General features: G+C 42.1%; 17 protein-coding genes and 1 tRNA gene. 4 read left to right on the top strand and 14 right to left on the bottom strand.

What is annotated here, in order from left to right; translation table 11 throughout:
- Positions 1-30 precede the first annotated feature (30 nt).
- The 5 genes from CW740_RS04215 to uvrB form a co-directional block, all read right to left on the bottom strand.
- Positions 31-1,485, bottom strand: coding sequence for a capsule assembly Wzi family protein (locus CW740_RS04215; RefSeq protein ID WP_106646367.1), 1,455 nt, complete (start codon positions 1,483-1,485; stop codon positions 31-33).
- Between the two features lie 99 nt (positions 1,486-1,584).
- Positions 1,585-2,391 (bottom strand): 3'(2'),5'-bisphosphate nucleotidase CysQ, encoded by an 807-nt coding sequence (cysQ, locus tag CW740_RS04210; protein WP_106646366.1) that lies wholly within the window; start codon positions 2,389-2,391, stop codon positions 1,585-1,587.
- Positions 2,392-2,573: 182 nt separating this feature from the next.
- Positions 2,574-3,077, bottom strand: coding sequence for a transcription/translation regulatory transformer protein RfaH (gene rfaH, locus CW740_RS04205; RefSeq protein WP_106646365.1), 504 nt, complete (start codon positions 3,075-3,077; stop codon positions 2,574-2,576).
- Positions 3,074-3,715: an MlaC/ttg2D family ABC transporter substrate-binding protein gene (locus tag CW740_RS04200; RefSeq protein WP_106646364.1), complete on the bottom strand. Its 642-nt coding sequence runs from the start codon at positions 3,713-3,715 to the stop codon at positions 3,074-3,076. Before CW740_RS04200 ends, rfaH begins: the two co-directional genes overlap by 4 nt.
- Before the next feature lie 330 nt (positions 3,716-4,045).
- A complete protein-coding gene (gene uvrB / locus CW740_RS04195) occupies positions 4,046-6,034 on the bottom strand; it encodes an excinuclease ABC subunit UvrB (RefSeq protein WP_106646363.1) in 1,989 nt (662 codons plus the stop codon).
- 123 nt (positions 6,035-6,157) lie between these two features.
- Between uvrB and CW740_RS04190 the strand changes: the two genes are divergently transcribed.
- Both CW740_RS04190 and CW740_RS04185 read left to right on the top strand, forming a co-directional pair.
- Positions 6,158-7,336, top strand: a complete 1,179-nt coding sequence (locus CW740_RS04190) for a pyridoxal phosphate-dependent aminotransferase (RefSeq protein WP_106646362.1) — start codon at positions 6,158-6,160, stop codon at positions 7,334-7,336.
- Between the two features lie 92 nt (positions 7,337-7,428).
- A tRNA-Asn gene (locus CW740_RS04185) sits at positions 7,429-7,504 on the top strand.
- 161 nt (positions 7,505-7,665) lie between these two features.
- On the opposite strand, the gene CW740_RS04180 is transcribed toward CW740_RS04185, so the two are convergent.
- Positions 7,666-8,517 (bottom strand): universal stress protein, encoded by an 852-nt coding sequence (locus CW740_RS04180; RefSeq protein ID WP_106646361.1) that lies wholly within the window; start codon positions 8,515-8,517, stop codon positions 7,666-7,668.
- A 23-nt stretch (positions 8,518-8,540) separates the two neighbouring features.
- Positions 8,541-10,031 (bottom strand): SulP family inorganic anion transporter, encoded by a 1,491-nt coding sequence (locus CW740_RS04175; protein ID WP_106646360.1) that lies wholly within the window; start codon positions 10,029-10,031, stop codon positions 8,541-8,543.
- Positions 10,032-10,527: 496 nt separating this feature from the next.
- Here CW740_RS04175 and CW740_RS04170 point away from each other — a divergent pair, with 496 nt between their 5' ends.
- Positions 10,528-10,917: a helix-turn-helix domain-containing protein gene (locus CW740_RS04170; protein WP_018625571.1), complete on the top strand. Its 390-nt coding sequence runs from the start codon at positions 10,528-10,530 to the stop codon at positions 10,915-10,917.
- Between the two features lie 114 nt (positions 10,918-11,031).
- On the opposite strand, the gene CW740_RS04165 is transcribed toward CW740_RS04170, so the two are convergent.
- Both CW740_RS04165 and CW740_RS12480 read right to left on the bottom strand, forming a co-directional pair.
- Positions 11,032-11,424 (bottom strand): hypothetical protein, encoded by a 393-nt coding sequence (locus CW740_RS04165; protein ID WP_106646359.1) that lies wholly within the window; start codon positions 11,422-11,424, stop codon positions 11,032-11,034.
- Positions 11,425-11,910: 486 nt separating this feature from the next.
- Positions 11,911-12,066 (bottom strand): hypothetical protein, encoded by a 156-nt coding sequence (locus CW740_RS12480; protein ID WP_188459745.1) that lies wholly within the window; start codon positions 12,064-12,066, stop codon positions 11,911-11,913.
- Between the two features lie 224 nt (positions 12,067-12,290).
- On the opposite strand from CW740_RS12480, the gene rrtA reads away from it, so the two are divergent.
- Positions 12,291-12,908, top strand: a complete 618-nt coding sequence (gene rrtA / locus CW740_RS04160) for a rhombosortase (protein ID WP_106646358.1) — start codon at positions 12,291-12,293, stop codon at positions 12,906-12,908.
- Between the two features lie 74 nt (positions 12,909-12,982).
- Here rrtA and CW740_RS04155 read toward each other — a convergent pair whose 3' ends face one another.
- From CW740_RS04155 to ihfB, 5 genes are all read right to left on the bottom strand, one after another.
- Positions 12,983-13,294 carry a ComEA family DNA-binding protein gene (locus CW740_RS04155; protein WP_106646357.1) on the bottom strand — a complete coding sequence of 104 codons (312 nt, stop codon included), beginning with the start codon at positions 13,292-13,294 and terminating at the stop codon, positions 12,983-12,985.
- A gap of 82 nt (positions 13,295-13,376) precedes the next feature.
- A complete protein-coding gene (gene pyrF / locus CW740_RS04150; protein WP_106646356.1) occupies positions 13,377-14,072 on the bottom strand; it encodes an orotidine-5'-phosphate decarboxylase in 696 nt (231 codons plus the stop codon).
- A 4-nt stretch (positions 14,073-14,076) separates the two neighbouring features.
- Positions 14,077-15,252: a lipopolysaccharide assembly protein LapB gene (lapB, locus tag CW740_RS04145; RefSeq protein ID WP_106646355.1), complete on the bottom strand. Its 1,176-nt coding sequence runs from the start codon at positions 15,250-15,252 to the stop codon at positions 14,077-14,079.
- Positions 15,253-15,546 (bottom strand): lipopolysaccharide assembly protein LapA domain-containing protein, encoded by a 294-nt coding sequence (locus tag CW740_RS04140; RefSeq protein ID WP_106646354.1) that lies wholly within the window; start codon positions 15,544-15,546, stop codon positions 15,253-15,255. It abuts the gene before it with no gap.
- Positions 15,547-15,588: 42 nt separating this feature from the next.
- Positions 15,589-15,891 carry an integration host factor subunit beta gene (gene ihfB, locus CW740_RS04135; protein ID WP_018625563.1) on the bottom strand — a complete coding sequence of 101 codons (303 nt, stop codon included), beginning with the start codon at positions 15,889-15,891 and terminating at the stop codon, positions 15,589-15,591.
- Positions 15,892-16,035: the final 144 nt, after the last annotated feature.

Genomic DNA, 16,035 nt, shown 5'->3' with positions numbered 1-16,035 from the left:
AATAAATACTTTATTGAGCAACTCTAAAGATTAAAATGTCATTTCCCAAGAGAGCCCGACGTTGTAACGTTCCTTCTGATAGCCAAAGGAATCAATCACTTTATCCTTAATATCAATTTCAAAACCAATCACACTATCGCCAATTGGGTACTGGTATTGTAGCTCCAGCTGACGAAAGTTAATGGCATCATTAGAAATGCTATGATTTCCGTCACCACCATCACTATTCATGTCGACTTTTGCAAACCGAATCTTGTAACGATGGCCATTTTTGTGTGATGCTAAAATCCCCAACGCAATGCTCTGAGTATCGTTGTCGTAGGTAGAACCTATATTACGTCCCTCGGTACGATAACCTGTTTGATATATACCGTGGTTATAAGTCAAGTTTGGGCTGTACTCATTTTCTGTATCAGAATACTCGATATAACCAAGCACAGCAAAGTCTCCAGAGTAGAGATTATTCTTATAACCAAGTTGGTAAAACTTTCGGGAAGGAGCATAACCAGCCTCATCTTCACCTACAAGCTGACCATAAATTGAACCCAGCTTCGTTTCTGTAGGAATTATCCAATTGAAATCTATGCCTGCTAGTTGGTTACCAGCTTCATTAGAATTCAGACGATCATCACAGCCATCATCAATTTCGTCACAATTTGTTCTTCCTAGCAATAAGTCTGTAAAGCTTGAAAATGATTCTGGTCTACCTTCTCCACCCCACTGAGCCGTTCTACGCAGTCCTATTTCCAATGAGTCGAAAGGTTTGAACGTTACGCTCATACCCAATAATTTGGTATGTGGAATAAAGCGATCACTTTCTAACTGTCCAGCAAAGGCGTTTAAGCTCCAGGGGCCAATCCACGATAACCACGGAGTTTCAAAAGGATCGCTGTAATTTCTTTGTATGGAAATACTGGGCACTGGTCTTGCATTGTTGCTTAAGATCAAAGATGTTTCCCAACCTGGGCCATACCAGCGTTCCTGCGCGCCAGCCGATATAATCCAGTTACCTGCAATGGCTGCCACGTATGAATGGTCTAGCCTATCTTCTTCACCATCAATCGGGTCAACAGCTTTAGTTGCCTCAATATTCCAGGCCAGTGTTTTACCAAGTCCTGAAGTTCTGACAGAAAGTTCTGCTTCTTCGCGTCGTTCATCTCCAAACTGGCGTAAGACCTTATTTTGATTGCCAGCCTTTAAAGAAATAGACGTCTGTCCGTTACTGCCCATCTCAATACCAGCTTTACGCTTCAATCTTAAAAAAGCAGGAACCATATCCGGATCCATATCTTCCTCAGAAGCAGCCTCTAAATCTTTTATAATAGAGGCCCAAGGTAATGGCCAGGTAGTAATGGGTGCTTTAATTATGCCTTCGCTTGCCAACTGCTCAATATCCGCGCGCAACCAAATATCACGAGTATCTAGCCAAGGTTCAGCTACAGCATTGGCAGAAAAAAGTAACAATAAAATTGGATATACCTTCATTTATTTCTTATTCCCTTGTTTTTCTAGTTTATATACAGGCTCATTTTCAAAACAATGTAAATCGGCACCAAACAACTGCTTTGCTCAATAACACATCACCTAAACAATAATTTCAGGACCTTTGACGATAAAGTAAGGATTCAATAAGGACTCTTTGGCGTTATAAGCAAGAGTCTCTTGCTCTGTATTTTTGTCTAAATCAAACACAACACAAGCTCCACCGGCTGCATTTACAACTGCATGAGCTGCAGCCGTATCCCATTCGCTGGTAGGTCCTAAGCGAGGATATAGATCAGCCTTGCCTTCAGCTACCAGGCAAAGTTTAAGTGAGCTACCCATAGGGATCATGTCATAGCTAGGGTACTGATTTAAGTAGCCAACCATGGCATCTGATTGATGCGAGCGGCTACCAACCACTCTAAGTGGAGTTTCTGCCTTATCTGATACATTTATTTGTTTAGTCTGACCAGCTTCTGCTTTCCAGGCACCAATTTCTTCTGATGCAAAGTATAAAACATCTATTGCTGGTGCATAAACCACTCCCAATACAGGTTTATTTTGGTGTATAAGAGCTATGTTAACTGTAAACTCACCATTCTTTTTAATGAATTCTTTGGTGCCGTCGAGGGGATCAATCAGCCAATAAGTTGACCAGGACTGCCGCTCCTTCCAGTCAATATCAGCAGACTCTTCAGATAATACCGGAAATCCTGTTTTTAATGCTGCAAGCTCATTGATAATGTGGTGATGTGAAGCAAGATCGGCTTCAGTGAGAGGGGATTCATCCATCTTTTCGTAAATATCGAAGTCCTTCTCATAAATTGCCATGATTTCATTTCCTGCATCGATGGCTATCTTATTAATTTTATTAACAAATTCTTGATTTAAAAAGTTATTAGTATCCATATTATCTATATCTCTCAGGTACGCTACCGCCCGTGGGTTTTCGGTTCCCAAAGCACCTTCCTGTTCGGTAAAGCCCGAACTATTTGTCCAAAATTTTTACAATTTCTAAAAGCGCGCGCCATTATAGTGGGATAGCGCAAACAATGTAACCTGCAGCTTTAATTAATTTTGCCTTTTAACGTCTAGGCTTTTCTTAGCTTGTTATTTTCAAGCTCCATCTCTGTAGCTTTGCCCAAAATAGTCAATAAGACGATAGAGCGTTCTTCACCGTTACTTATTTTGAAAACCCCTTCTAAGTCCTTGAAAGGACCATCGGTTATTACTACTTTATCACCAGCTTTTGGAGCATTAGTTTCAATAGCTGGATCCCTTATTTCCAGTATCTTCAAATGCTCCAGAACGGACTCTGGGACTCTGCCAGGAACTCCACCAAATCGCACAAAATCACGAACGCCTCGCGTCGAACGAATCTTGGACCAGTCCTGTCCATTGGTCTGTAACTCTACAAATAAATATCCAGGGAAAAGTGGTTCGGAAATGAATTGCCTTTTACCCCGGATAATTTTTTCAATCTCTATCAAAGGTAAAACACAATTAATCGCTTGATTTTTAAGATGTTCTTCAGCTCTAAGCTCTTGTCTAGGCTTTGAATGAACTAAGTACCAGCCCTTATTGTTGTCAATCACTTCTTGGCAACCTTCAGTTTTTCATTAAATTCCTGATTTTTCCTATTAAGATCGGCCAACACACCCTCAAATCCTTTTTCATCAAAGGTTGACTGGAAGTAGTTTTGCTTCATTTTTACGAAGCTAATTCCTTGAAAACTAAAGTCATATATAGTCCAAGCGCTATCTTCTTTGTATATTTTCAAGTCTATGGATAGATCAGGCAAAGATGGGCTATCAAGCACCACTCTTAACCAGCCCTTGTTTTGTTTGTCGTTCAAGCGTATTGAGTCAACTGTAGCGGTTTGCCCCTGATATTGGCGCATGACCTCATACAGATAACGACGCATGGTCTGTTCATAAGCAGCAATCAGTTGTGATTCCTGATCTTTAGTGAGTTCAGACCATCGCTGAGCACCAAACATGGCACGAATGGTATTTTTAGCAGACCATACAGTAAGCAGGTCAGTATTAACGAAAGTCATCAAAATAGAAGGGTTTTGCAGGGCATTGTCATGATTTTCCTGCATGAAGTGATTGATGCGGTCTAACTTAGACTGGAAAAACTGCTTCAGCTCCTGATTTCCAACACTCGCATTAGCAAGTTGAGAAAATAACCATAGCAACACAAGCAAGCTGTATTTGACTGTCTTTGTCATTTCCACTCCCAGACTTCACCTATAAAATCAATAAGTTAAGCAGCTCTGTAATTTAATAAAACGATCTCAGCTGCGTAAGCCTTAATATTGGCCTAATACTCTATTATTCGGTTGCTATACAACCTTGAGCTAAACGTCATATTGTAGCATCTGAACACCGATTGAAACAAAGGTTCAATTGGTCATTTAATGGTGCTCTGCTAATGTGAAATGGCTCTCTTTGGGCTGGTTAGGTGGTTAGCAAAGCACTGAGGATAAGCCACTTCACTAGCAAAGAATAGATATAAGTGGGTGGCCAAACCCACCTATATGAGGAGATAGTATAGTATTTCAGGTCGCCAAACTGGCATCACGAAGTTTTTGAATTTCATCCCTAAGCTTTGCAGCTTTTTCGAACTCGAGGTTTTTGGCGTATTCGAGCATTTGCTTTTCCATCTGAGCAATTTCTTTTACCGCGTCGGCCAGAGATTTAACCTTATATTGACCCAGCTTTTCTGCAACTTTACGGCTTTTCTTGCTGTGGCCGGTATCCATTACATCAGTGATTTTCTTACTGACGCCAATAGGAGTAATGCCATGCTTTTCATTAAATTCCTGCTGAATCGCGCGACGGCGGTTAGTTTCACCAATGGCTCGCTCCATGGAACCTGTGATTCTATCGGCGTATAAGATAGCTTTACCGCTAAGATTACGTGCAGCACGGCCAATGGTCTGAATCAGTGAACGCTCTGAGCGTAAGAAGCCCTCTTTATCCGCATCAAGAATTGCAACCAATGAAACTTCGGGCATGTCCAGCCCCTCTCGTAACAGGTTGATGCCGACTAGTACATCAAACTCACCCAGACGCAAGTCACGGATAATCTCCATTCGCTCTACGGTATCAATGTCTGAATGTAGATATCGCACGCGAACACCGTGTTCCGAGAGATAGTCGGTCAAATCTTCCGCCATTTTCTTGGTTAGTGTAGTGACCAATACACGCTCATTTTTATCAACCCGAAGATGGATTTCAGACAGCAAATCATCCACCTGAGTTCCGACTGGCCGCACCTCCACTTCTGGATCAATAAGTCCAGTTGGACGAACCACCTGCTCTACGACCTGACCAGAATGCTCTTCTTCATACTTGCCTGGGGTAGCTGAGACAAAAACCGTCTGCGGCGATATGCGTTCAAACTCTTCAAACCGTAATGGGCGATTGTCCAAGGCTGCAGGCAGTCGGAAACCGTAATTTACCAACGTTTCTTTTCGAGAGCGGTCCCCTTTATACATAGCACCAATTTGCGATACGGTAACGTGAGACTCATCGATAATCATCAATGCATCTGTTGGCAAATAGTCCAGTAAACAGGGAGGTGGCTCACCTGGCTGAGCTCCAGACAGGTAACGAGAATAGTTTTCGATACCCGAGCAATAACCCAACTCCTGCATCATCTCAATATCAAATTTGACCCGCTGCTCCAGGCGCTGTGCTTCTACTAGCTTGTTCTGCTCGTAAAATTGGGCCAGACGTTCTTTTAGGTCTACCTTAATCTGCTCAATGGCATCGAGAATCGTTTGGCGCGATGTCACATAGTGACTTTTAGGAAAAATAGTCACTCGTGTGAGCCTTTTCAGCACCTCACCTGTTAGCGGATCAAAGGTCTGAATCGTTTCGACTTCATCATCAAATAATTCGATACGAATCGCATGTTTATCAGATTCTGCAGGATAAATATCGATCAAGTCTCCTCGTACACGATAAGTTGCCCGCTGCAGGTCAAATTCATTACGGGTGTATTGCAGCTCGGCTAGGCGTCGCAGGATAAACCGTTGATCCACCGGGTCCCCCACTTTGAGGTGCATGACCATGCTGTGGAAAGCTTTTGGGTCACCCAGACCATAAATGGCGGATACCGAAGCAACAATAATTGTATCGCGCCGTTCTAATAACGCTCTTGTGGCAGACAATCTCATCTGCTCAATATGCTCATTGATCGACGAATCCTTTTCAATAAAAGTGTCGGATGCAGCAACGTAAGCTTCAGGTTGGTAATAGTCGTAGTAGGAAACAAAGTACTCGACCGCATTATTGGGGAAGAACTCCTTCATTTCGCCATAAAGTTGAGCAGCCAAAGTTTTATTGGGGGCCATGATAATGGCAGGCCGCCCACTTTGTGCAATGACATTGGCCATGGTATAGGTCTTGCCAGAGCCTGTTACTCCAAGCAGAGTCTGGTGCGATAAACCGTCTTCTAGACCTTCCAGCAATTGCTTGATCGCCTTTGGCTGGTCACCAGCAGGCGGGAACGGTGATTGAATATCAAATTGTTGGCTCATGACTTTTACTTATACACTCTTGTAAAACTACGCTGCTAAAACTTGGGTGGGCGAAAAAGTTGGAGTATCATTGCCAGATATTCTCGCACACTCATCATCGATCAAACAAATTAAGGGGATACGGTGGCTATTCAACTTTCCGAACGTGTAAAACTTGTTAAACCATCACCAACACTTGCAGTGGCAGCCAAAGCCAAGGAGCTTAAGGCTCAAGGCCGTCCAATTGTTGGTTTGGGTACCGGTGAACCAGATTTCGATACACCAGAGCATATTAAGCAAGCTGCAATCGAAGCCATTAAAGACGGCGCAACCAAATACACGCCTGTCGACGGTACTCCTGAACTTAAGCAAGCCGTTATCGATAAGTTCAAGCGAGACAACAACTTGGACTATCAGCCAAACCAGATCCTTGTATCATGTGGGGGCAAACAAAGTTTTTACAACCTTTGCCAGGCTCTGCTAAATGATGGTGATGAGGTGATTATCCCTGCCCCATACTGGGTATCTTATCCTGATATGGCAATCTTAGCAGGCGCAAAACCCGTTATTATTGAAACAACCATTGAACAACATCTGAAAATCACACCTGAGCAATTACGTAGCGCGATTACTGACAAGACAAAGCTCTTTGTCATCAACAGCCCAAGTAACCCGACGGGTGTTGCCTACAGCAAAGATGAGTTAAAAGCACTGGCTGATGTGTTAGTGGAATATCCTGACATCGTAGTCGCTACAGACGATATGTACGAACATATCCTGTGGACTGAAGAGCCATTTTTAAACATCCTCAATGTCTGCCCTGAACTGTATGACAGAACCGTGGTATTGAATGGCGTGTCAAAAGCGTATGCCATGACCGGCTGGCGTATTGGCTATGCTGGCGGCCCAGCAGATTTAATTGGCGCCATGAAGAAGATTCAGTCGCAGAGCACTTCTAACCCAGCAGCACCCAGCCAGGCTGCAGCAACTGCAGCTCTTGCTGGCGACCAGTCCTGTATTAAGCCTATGCTCGAAGCCTTCAAAAAGCGTCACGATTACTTGGTACATGCCCTCAATAGCATCGAAGGTGTAACCTGCTTACCAAGCGATGGCACTTTCTATGCGTTCCCCAATATGCAAGGCTTGATAGAAAAGCATGGCTGTGAATCGGATCTGGATTTTGCTGAGCTGCTTATCGAAAAAGTTGACCTGGCATTGGTCCCCGGTTCAGCGTTCGGCGCACCTGGCCACCTACGTCTATCCTATGCTGCAAGTATGGAAACGCTAGAGGAAGCTATCCTAAGACTCAGAAAAATGGCCTAAATTTAAAAAAATTATCACTTGGGTGTTGACCGTTAAGAGAAATATGTCTATTATCTCGCCCCGTTCAGCACACAAAGTGATGAACGCAAAATTCCCCCTTAGTTCAGTTGGTAGAACGGTGGACTGTTAATCCATATGTCGCTGGTTCAAGTCCAGCAGGGGGAGCCATATTTTAAAGGCCTTACAGCAATGTAAGGCCTTTTTTGTTATCTGGATAAAATGGTTGTGTAGGCGCTATGTAGGCCCGCAATGTGACCAATATTAAGAGCAAAAAACATACTAGAGAGAGCGCTATCCACTTAAGTAAATAGCGCTGGAGAAAGGGATATCTATCGTAGCAGTATTAAGGGAATTGTACTGTTACTGATCATCGTTTGGGTATTGCTTCCCAAAAAGAACTGACGAACTCGAGAGTGGCCATAAGCACCCATGATCATCATTTCGATACCAGCCTTTTGTCTATACGCCTTTAGTGATTCGATGACTTCACCTTGCACAAGGGCAGGTTGAACCGTATGGTCATGCTTAGTCAAAATATCTGTGGCCCTACTAAGCGCATTCTTATTGGTTTCATTATCATCACCCACCATAACAATATGCCCTTCCAAACCTTTCAGTAATGGGCTTGCTGCCACACGATCAATGGCTTTGTTGGCGGTTTCACTGCCGTCATAAGCAATCATGTAATTATTAGGAGCCTGAAACTCGCCTACCGTAACTAATATTGGCACATGCATAGCGCGAATCACACTTTCCAACTGCGAACCAATTGTATGTGCAGCAACATCATGATCTTCACCCAAACGTCCTAATACCAATAGTCGCATATCGGGCTCCAGTTCGGTCAACGATTCCAGCAAACTGCCATGTCTTTGCTGTATAAAAATATCATTAACACCAAGTTCCGTAACTCGTTGCCGTGCATCTTCCAACATGTGTTTACCATGCTCCAATGCAACTCGACTTCGTTTCTCATCAAGCTCTGTCAATTGTTCCAACAGCGCCTCACGAGCACCAAGACCAATGGTTCCCGATAGATTCTCATTTTCAGGGCTTATTGTTTTTTCAAGTACATGCAATAAGCTTAGAGGTGTTTCCAATTTATTGCTGGCCCAGGCCGCTGCATCGCATACAGAAGCCGACATGGCTGAACCGTCAATACAGGCAATGATATTTTTCATCTCGTTCTCCTTATAGATTCAGACTAATGCCCTGACATCAGCTTTTCAACTTCTTCTGGATTATCGTAAATACTAAACTTATCGACCACAGTCTTTGAGGCCTCGTTCAGTCCAACGACATTCACCTTAGTGCCCTCTCGACGAAACTTGATGACTACATTGTCTAATGCTCCAACCGCTGTAATATCCCAAAAGTGCGCATGGCTTAAGTCAATGGTCACTTCATCAATAGCTTCTTTGAAATCAAATGAACCAATGAATTTTTCCGCTGAGGCGAAGAAGACCTGGCCTATGACTTCATAATTGCGTGTCGTGTCAGTTTGTTCTGCATTTCGTTTGATAACCATAAAACGGCTGATTTTATTGGCGAAGAACAATGCCGCCATCAATACACCGACAAACACACCAATAGCCAGATTGTGGGTGGCAACAACGACTGCAACAGTTGTTACCATAACTAAATTAGTCGACATTGGATGCTTTCTTAAGTCCCTGATTGATGACCAGGAAAAGGTACCAATTGAAACCATTGTCATAACAGCAACCAAAGCAGCCATCGGGATCAGGCTAATCCACTCATCGAGAAACACTACTAATATAATTAACACTACACCAGCGACAAAAGTGGACAAACGACCTCGACCACCAGATTTAACATTGATCACAGATTGTCCTATCATTGCACAGCCTGCCATACCGCCCATCAAACCAGCACCGATATTGGCAATTCCTTGACCTTTACATTCACGATTCTTGTTGCTAGTAGTATCGGTTAAGTCATCGACGATTCCTGCAGTCATCAATGATTCCAATAAGCCAACGACCGCCAAGGCAGCAGAATAAGGGAAGATGATTACCAATGTATCTAAATTAAGAGGAACATCCGGCCATAAGAAAACTGGCAAGGTGTCTGGTAGCTCCCCTTTTCCGCCCACATTTGGAATGTCCCAGCCCAATGCAACAACGACTATGGTAAGGCCAACAATACAAACCAATGGCGAAGGAATGACTTTTCCGACTACAGGGATTAATGGAAATAGATAAATGATGCATAGACCAGCAATAGCAACTACATAGACATGCCAGGTTACATCAATAAGTTCAGGAACCTGGGCCATAAAAATTAATATGGCCAAAGCATTAACAAAGCCGGTTACAACGGAGCGTGACACAAAGCGCATCAGATTATCCAATCGTAAAAATCCTGCGATGATTTGTAAGATGCCAGTTAAAACTGTAGCTGCTAAAAGGTATTGCAAGCCATGCTCTTTAACCAATGTCACCATCAAGAGGGCCATAGCGCCTGTTGCAGCAGAAATCATGCCTGGACGGCCACCCACGAAGGCAATAATCACTGCAATACAGAAGGAAGCATAAAGACCGACCTTAGGATCAACCTCTGCGATAATGGAAAATGCAATAGCTTCTGGAATCAAAGCCAGGGCAACAACTAGACCGGCGAGCAGATCGCCTCTGATGTTAGAGAACCAATCTCTTTTTATAGTTTGTAGCATTGTAATAACCGTAAATAAGAATCACGACCGCTAAGTCGTATTAAACCAACAAGAAAAACTCGCAGCCAGAGACGAGTAAAATGACAACAAGAGTGTTATCTTAGGAAAATATGCGCTATGGCGGACCGATGAGCATTAAAATTTAATATCTGGCTAAAAAGAGCGCGGAGTTTACCAGCGAGTGTGATTGATTACAAATCAACCTATATAGTGAATATGCTCTACCAACTAGCAACACAGCTAAGTAATAAATTCAGGCAAAAAAAAGCCGAGATATGAATCTCGGCCAAATCCCACCATATAGCTGAAGGAAAACTTGTTGGGGCTATACCCCTTTTCTGAAATGGAAACTTTGTTTCGATACAATTCAATACTTTATTTGTCTTTCACTCTGTGATACAAATAGCTATCGAATGCATTTCAGAACTTGGTTTAAATAATAATGCAAATATGCATACAAATCAAACCGAATTTGCATCTTTTTTAGGAAATCTAAATGAGCGAAATAATTGATCAACTAAAACAACTTATGCAAAGCCTAGGTGAGACGGATTACTCCATGCAGCATAAGGCTCACATTAGTCAGTCGACCATTTATCGAATTTTGGAGGGGAAAACATCTGATCCAGGTGTTCACAAAATTGATGGTTTGGCTAGAGCACTAGGTTATCGACTATCCTTGGTACCTATGAGTGAGTATTACACTCAGGTGGACTACGGTGCTGAAGTTGATACCCTTGGTAAAATTATTGCCTTGGTGGAGTCTCTTTCAACAACAAGAGGCATTAATCTTAGCCCAGAAGAAAAGGCAGAACTGATTCTTCAAAACTACAGAGCTAATAGTAGTAAAGAAGAGCTTGGCGTAAGAATAGCCAACCTGAAATAAAACCTAACTTTGATTTAAGTGCTGTGAGATTAATTCCACCCCATGGCACTAAGTTAAACTAAAACTAAAAAGGCCTGCAGTTGCAGGCCTTTTTGCATTTAATAGAAAATGATTCTAGGTGCGAGTGAACTCTGTCGGAGCTGATGTTTTAGCACTTTGTAGTTGAACGGGCTTTAAGAAGCCACGAGACTGAATAATGCGTCTATTATTAACTTCAAATTCTTGAAGCTTTTGATTCCATAATAGTATCTCTCTCAACTTATCTTTCTCAGGCAAGTTGCTCGACTCAATCTGTGAATATTCCTGAAGCAAACGCAAACCAATCATATCAGCTCTTTGAAAAGCCGATAAATCAATCACGTTGCCATTTGACTCGTATTCGCTATCTAGCGAGTACTCATCGTAAGGAACGTTTATTCGTCCGCGATAGGCTTTCAGGATTAGCCAAAACAGCGCTGCTGCGAACGCTGCTAACACTAAACCGTAGGCCAAAAATAGTAATGCCATTGATTTTTCTTCCTAAAGTTACCACCAGTTGCTTAGCTACTGGTGTTAATAAAGCTAATATGATGCAGATGTTGACTGAATTAATAGCGAAGGATTGCACGCTCACAATCACCTCTAAGTCAGTAAAGTGTCTTTCTATAAATCTTAATATGTTTATTGTTATAGCGATAGTTGTTACTACAGATACTGCAAACTCTGCCTTTAAAACTTTTCCAGTTGTTACAGCCTTGTATGCGACATAGAGCAAGATGAAAATATCTGTAACCATCCATGTGATATACCAAATAAATTTAGCAGACTGATGATTCCACAAAAAAGATGTCAAATTCCAGTTAATGAACTGGATAATAAGTATGACGATAGAGAATGTAAGTAGCCTATTATTTTTTGTGAATAACAAATGCAAAAATACACAACCTAAGAGTGACATCATGAATATGTCACTCATTAGATTGTTAAGATCAAAGTTATTTATGATGCTTTGAATCAATTCTCTTTCTCTTTTGTTGGGTCATCACCTGGCTCACCGCCGCCACTGCCAGTGTAAATACTGGTTATTGGTGGTTGCTCAAACGCAGGAGCTTCTAAAACTTGTGGTTCTGAGATAGATAAATAGCAGATCATAGCGATAGTTTCAAACATAATATTTTCCTCTTAAGTGGATGATTTACTAAAAAAAAGCCTATAAACTTTACTTACATAGCATTAAGAAAAACAAATTGCCTAGGGAGCTCTCCGTAACTCATTGCTTTTAAAAGGAATTCCTTACGGTTCTCATTTTTGCAATCCGTTTAGCCTGTACAAATTTTAGCCACAGTTGATTATTAAAAGTGTGAACTAAATTTTACATTTGATAAAAATATTTTATGACGCAATTTTTAAGAAAATACGCATTTGCATTAGCTGCAAGTCATATTTGCATTATTAGCTACTTACTTTTGCCCCAATCTAACTTATGGATGGCATATGATCGAGTATTAGTTGATAGTGGTCAGTGGTGGAGACTGGTTACCGCCAATCTTGTACACCTAGGTGGCTGGCACACCGTTATGAACCTGGCTAGTCTCTGGTTAATCAGTTTCATCTTTCAACCACTATTAAAGCAATCCTATTGGATAATCTGGGTACTTTTGCTCTACTGCGTCAATATTTTAGCGATGCACCTTTGGACTCCACATATTATCCATTATGTCGGAATGTCAGGCGCTCTATATGGCTTGATTGCTGCATGTGCTACTGCTGAACTAAGGCTTGGGGTAAAGATTAGTGGTGTGCTACTGCTCATCGTTGGCATTAAGATATTTTTACCTCAAATTATGGGAGTCGAAGAAGAGTATGACGACTTTTTAGGAGGTGCCGTTGTAGAGGAGTCGCACATTATTGGCTTTATTCAAGGTATTATTCTCGGCCTGTTTTGGCCTAAGCAATTGCTTAATGAACCAGCTCTTAAAGCCATTCTTAAATCAAAAAAGTCCGAATCTTAATTTGCAAACATATTTTAAAGTGTGTAGATACAACAAAGCCCAATGTTATTTGGGCTTTGTTTATTAGTAGCTAGTTACAGCTTAATTTTACTTTTGTTTTTCTCTACCGTCTTCTCGCCAATGCCTTTAACAGCAGTAAGCTCATTGGCAGATTTAAATGGTCCAAACTTCTCACGATACTCGATTATGGCCTCAGCTTTTTTCATACCTACACCAGTTAATACTCTCGAAAGTTCCTTTGCGTCCGCACTGTTAATGTTGACTGTTAATGCTTGCTCGGTAGATCCTTTACCGTTTGCTGCGGACAACCCGCCTCTTTCCTTTGCAAAGAGTGTCTGAGAACTTACAGCTAAAACTAATGAAAGTAGTAAAGCAATTTTTTTCATGATTATCTCCTTGTTTTTAATATCCTTTTTGTCACCGTCATGCGACAGGATGGAGAATATTATTTGGAGATAATTAAAACAACTAGCTCACAATGCTTTCAGAAATTTCGTACAGTGCTTTTAGTGGATCGCTAGCTTTTGTAATTGGTCGGCCAATGACCAAGTAGTCAGAGCCAGCGACGACAGCTTGCTCAGGCGTCATAATTCGACTTTGATCACCTATTTCACTGCCCGGGGGACGAATACCTGGTGTTACCAGTTTAAACTCTGTTCCCAGCTGCTCTTTTAATCGCCTTGCTTCCCAGGCGGAGCAAACAACACCATCAAGTCCCGCAGACTTAGCAATACCGGCAAGATGCTCAACCTGTTCAGGCAGGTCTCGTTTAAAACCGATTTCACTGTAGGCAACTTCATCCATACTGGTTAACAAGGTCACAGCTATCAATAAAGGACGATTCTCATATCCTTCTAGCGCCTCACGTGCCGCGTGCATCATTTTACTGCCACCGGAAGCGTGGACATTAACCATCCACACTCCAAGCTCAGCAGCGGCCTTACAGGCCTTAGCGACAGTATTAGGTATATCGTGAAATTTCAAATCGAGAAAGACTTTGAAGCCTTTATTTACAAGTGTCTTAACGAACTCAGGGCCGAACAGTGTAAACATTTCTTTACCGACTTTAAGCCCACACAGATTTGGCTTTAGTTGATCAACCAGCTGCAACGCCTGTTGCTGATTATCGTAATCAAGTGCTACTAGAATTTTTGGATCAGACATTACATTATTCGCCTTCTATGCCTTTTATGGGTTTAACAGAACTCCACTCTTTACAACTTGGGCACTGCCAATAAATTGCTTTGGTGTGGAACCCGCAGTTTTGGCACTCATAACGTGGTTTTCTCTGTAATAACTTTTCGACGATGCCATCAAGTAACTGCAAGCTAGGTTTAGCAGATTCCTGAGCGTGTTCAATATGGAGTGAGATTAATCGGTGCAAGCCTTTCAGAGAAGGCTTATCCTGAAGATATTCGCCGATTAATAATGCAGCAGCCTTGTCACCCTTCTCTTTCTGGATGATCTTGGACAGTTCAATCAGCAGGGAAACGCCAGCATCATGTTGCAAACTCTCATTCAGAAATTGCTTATACCCCTTTAGGTCGTTTTGAGCATTATATGCTTCTGCAATTTTAGGTAATGCTTCTGGTAAAAAAGCGATATCCTGCTTGAGAATTCGCTGATAGGCCTTAATTGCCTGCTTGAAATTACTTTGCTGCAGATAGATATCACCCTGTAAGATACTGGCTCTAACAGAGTCAGGATTAATCGATAGTGCTTTCTTCAAGTTTGCTAATGCTGCTTTCGTATCACCTTCGATTTGCTTCTGTTCAGCCAGTTCACAGTAAAAGTGAGCTAGAGGCTTAGATTGTTCCTCCCCTAATGATGACTGTAGTTGCTCGGCAATTTTTGCTGCCTGATCCCAGTCTTTTGTCAGCTGATAGATATTAAGTAGCTGGTGTAAAGATTCAGATTTATGTTCAGGATCTGAAAGCAGCTCATTAAACAGGCTCACAGCACGGTCATACATGCCGACTGCGTTATAATCGAGGCCCAATTGATATAGGGCGGTGTTACGATCTTCAGTTTTAAGTTGAGGACGAGCAATAAGATTTTGGTGAAGTCTAATAGCGCGATCAACTTCGCCACGTTTGCGGAATAAATTGCCTAGAGCAAGGTGTGTTTCAACAGTATCCGTATCTACAGTAAGAAGATCGATAAATGTATCAACCGCCTTATCCGCCTGTTCATTCAGTAGATAGTTTAATCCCTTTATATAGTTGCTTGATAAACTGCCGTTGGAGGATTGCTGCTCTTTTCTTTGTTTACGGCCTAATCGATATCCAGAAAAAGCTGCAATGGGAAGTAGCGCAAGCACCCCATACAAAAACCAATCATTCATTTAAACCGTATCCTTGACCGGCGCAGTCCTCAAATTCTTTAATTCTTGTTCAGCTTTACTCAGCCTGTTTTTACAACGCTTAAGCTGCACTCTTAGTTTCAATAGTGCAACGGTCATTGCCAAAATTCCAAGTAACAGTCCAATTAGTGCTACCCAAAATATCAGGGTTGACAGTGCAAGCTCCGATTCTCCGAAAAGGTAATCCACCACAATCGGCTGATTGTTATTCAAGGCAAATACAGTACTGATAATCAGTAGGGCAATAAATAGTATGATCGCGAAAAGTTGTCGCAAGGTAATCTCCGCTATTGGTCAAAGTTGAATTATTTAGAGTACCTATGGCTTGATGGGTTTATCCTGTCCGTCGTTTACCCGCTCACGCAACTCCTTACCTGGTTTGAAGTGCGGAACGTATTTGCCATCTAGCTTGACCGATTCTCCAGTCTTGGGATTACGGCCTACGCGTGGCGCTCTGTAGTGTAGCGAAAAGCTACCAAAGCCACGGATCTCAATGCGGTCTCCATCTGCCAGAGATTCCGACATTTGATCTAACATGGATTTTACTACCAGTTCGACATCACGTACTGATAGCTGTGGATTTTTCTCCACTAAGCGCTCTATCAATTGCGATTTTGTCATGGGCATTATCCTTACGTCGTTAAACCTTGTGGTTACAGTATGGTGGATTTTAACTGAAAATGCACCTAACTGTTTTAATTATATGATCTTTTTTACACTTTTTCTAAGCACAAAAAAGCCCGACCTGAGTCGGGCTTGATTTGG

This window comes from Kangiella profundi (genome assembly GCF_002838765.1).
GTDB lineage: Bacteria > Pseudomonadota > Gammaproteobacteria > Enterobacterales > Kangiellaceae > Kangiella > Kangiella profundi.
Note: the sequence above shows the minus strand (reverse complement) of the source record. Positions and strands in the feature narration are given on the sequence as shown.

Excerpts from the sequence above, each read along its gene's own strand:
- CW740_RS04215 (WP_106646367.1), bottom strand. The coding sequence starts at position 1,485 with ATGAAGGTATATCCAATTTTATTGTTACTTTTTTCTGCCAATGCTGTA.
- cysQ (WP_106646366.1), bottom strand. The coding sequence starts at position 2,391 with ATGGATACTAATAACTTTTTAAATCAAGAATTTGTTAATAAAATTAAT.
- CW740_RS04200 (WP_106646364.1), bottom strand. The coding sequence starts at position 3,715 with ATGACAAAGACAGTCAAATACAGCTTGCTTGTGTTGCTATGGTTATTT.
- uvrB (WP_106646363.1), bottom strand. The coding sequence starts at position 6,034 with ATGAGCCAACAATTTGATATTCAATCACCGTTCCCGCCTGCTGGTGAC.
- CW740_RS04180 (WP_106646361.1), bottom strand. The coding sequence starts at position 8,517 with ATGAAAAATATCATTGCCTGTATTGACGGTTCAGCCATGTCGGCTTCT.
- CW740_RS04175 (WP_106646360.1), bottom strand. The coding sequence starts at position 10,031 with ATGCTACAAACTATAAAAAGAGATTGGTTCTCTAACATCAGAGGCGAT.
- CW740_RS04170 (WP_018625571.1), top strand. The coding sequence starts at position 10,528 with ATGAGCGAAATAATTGATCAACTAAAACAACTTATGCAAAGCCTAGGT.
- CW740_RS04165 (WP_106646359.1), bottom strand. The coding sequence starts at position 11,424 with ATGGCATTACTATTTTTGGCCTACGGTTTAGTGTTAGCAGCGTTCGCA.
- CW740_RS12480 (WP_188459745.1), bottom strand. The coding sequence starts at position 12,066 with ATGTTTGAAACTATCGCTATGATCTGCTATTTATCTATCTCAGAACCA.
- rrtA (WP_106646358.1), top strand. The coding sequence starts at position 12,291 with ATGACGCAATTTTTAAGAAAATACGCATTTGCATTAGCTGCAAGTCAT.
- CW740_RS04155 (WP_106646357.1), bottom strand. The coding sequence starts at position 13,294 with ATGAAAAAAATTGCTTTACTACTTTCATTAGTTTTAGCTGTAAGTTCT.
- pyrF (WP_106646356.1), bottom strand. The coding sequence starts at position 14,072 with ATGTCTGATCCAAAAATTCTAGTAGCACTTGATTACGATAATCAGCAA.
- lapB (WP_106646355.1), bottom strand. The coding sequence starts at position 15,252 with ATGAATGATTGGTTTTTGTATGGGGTGCTTGCGCTACTTCCCATTGCA.
- ihfB (WP_018625563.1), bottom strand. The coding sequence starts at position 15,891 with ATGACAAAATCGCAATTGATAGAGCGCTTAGTGGAGAAAAATCCACAG.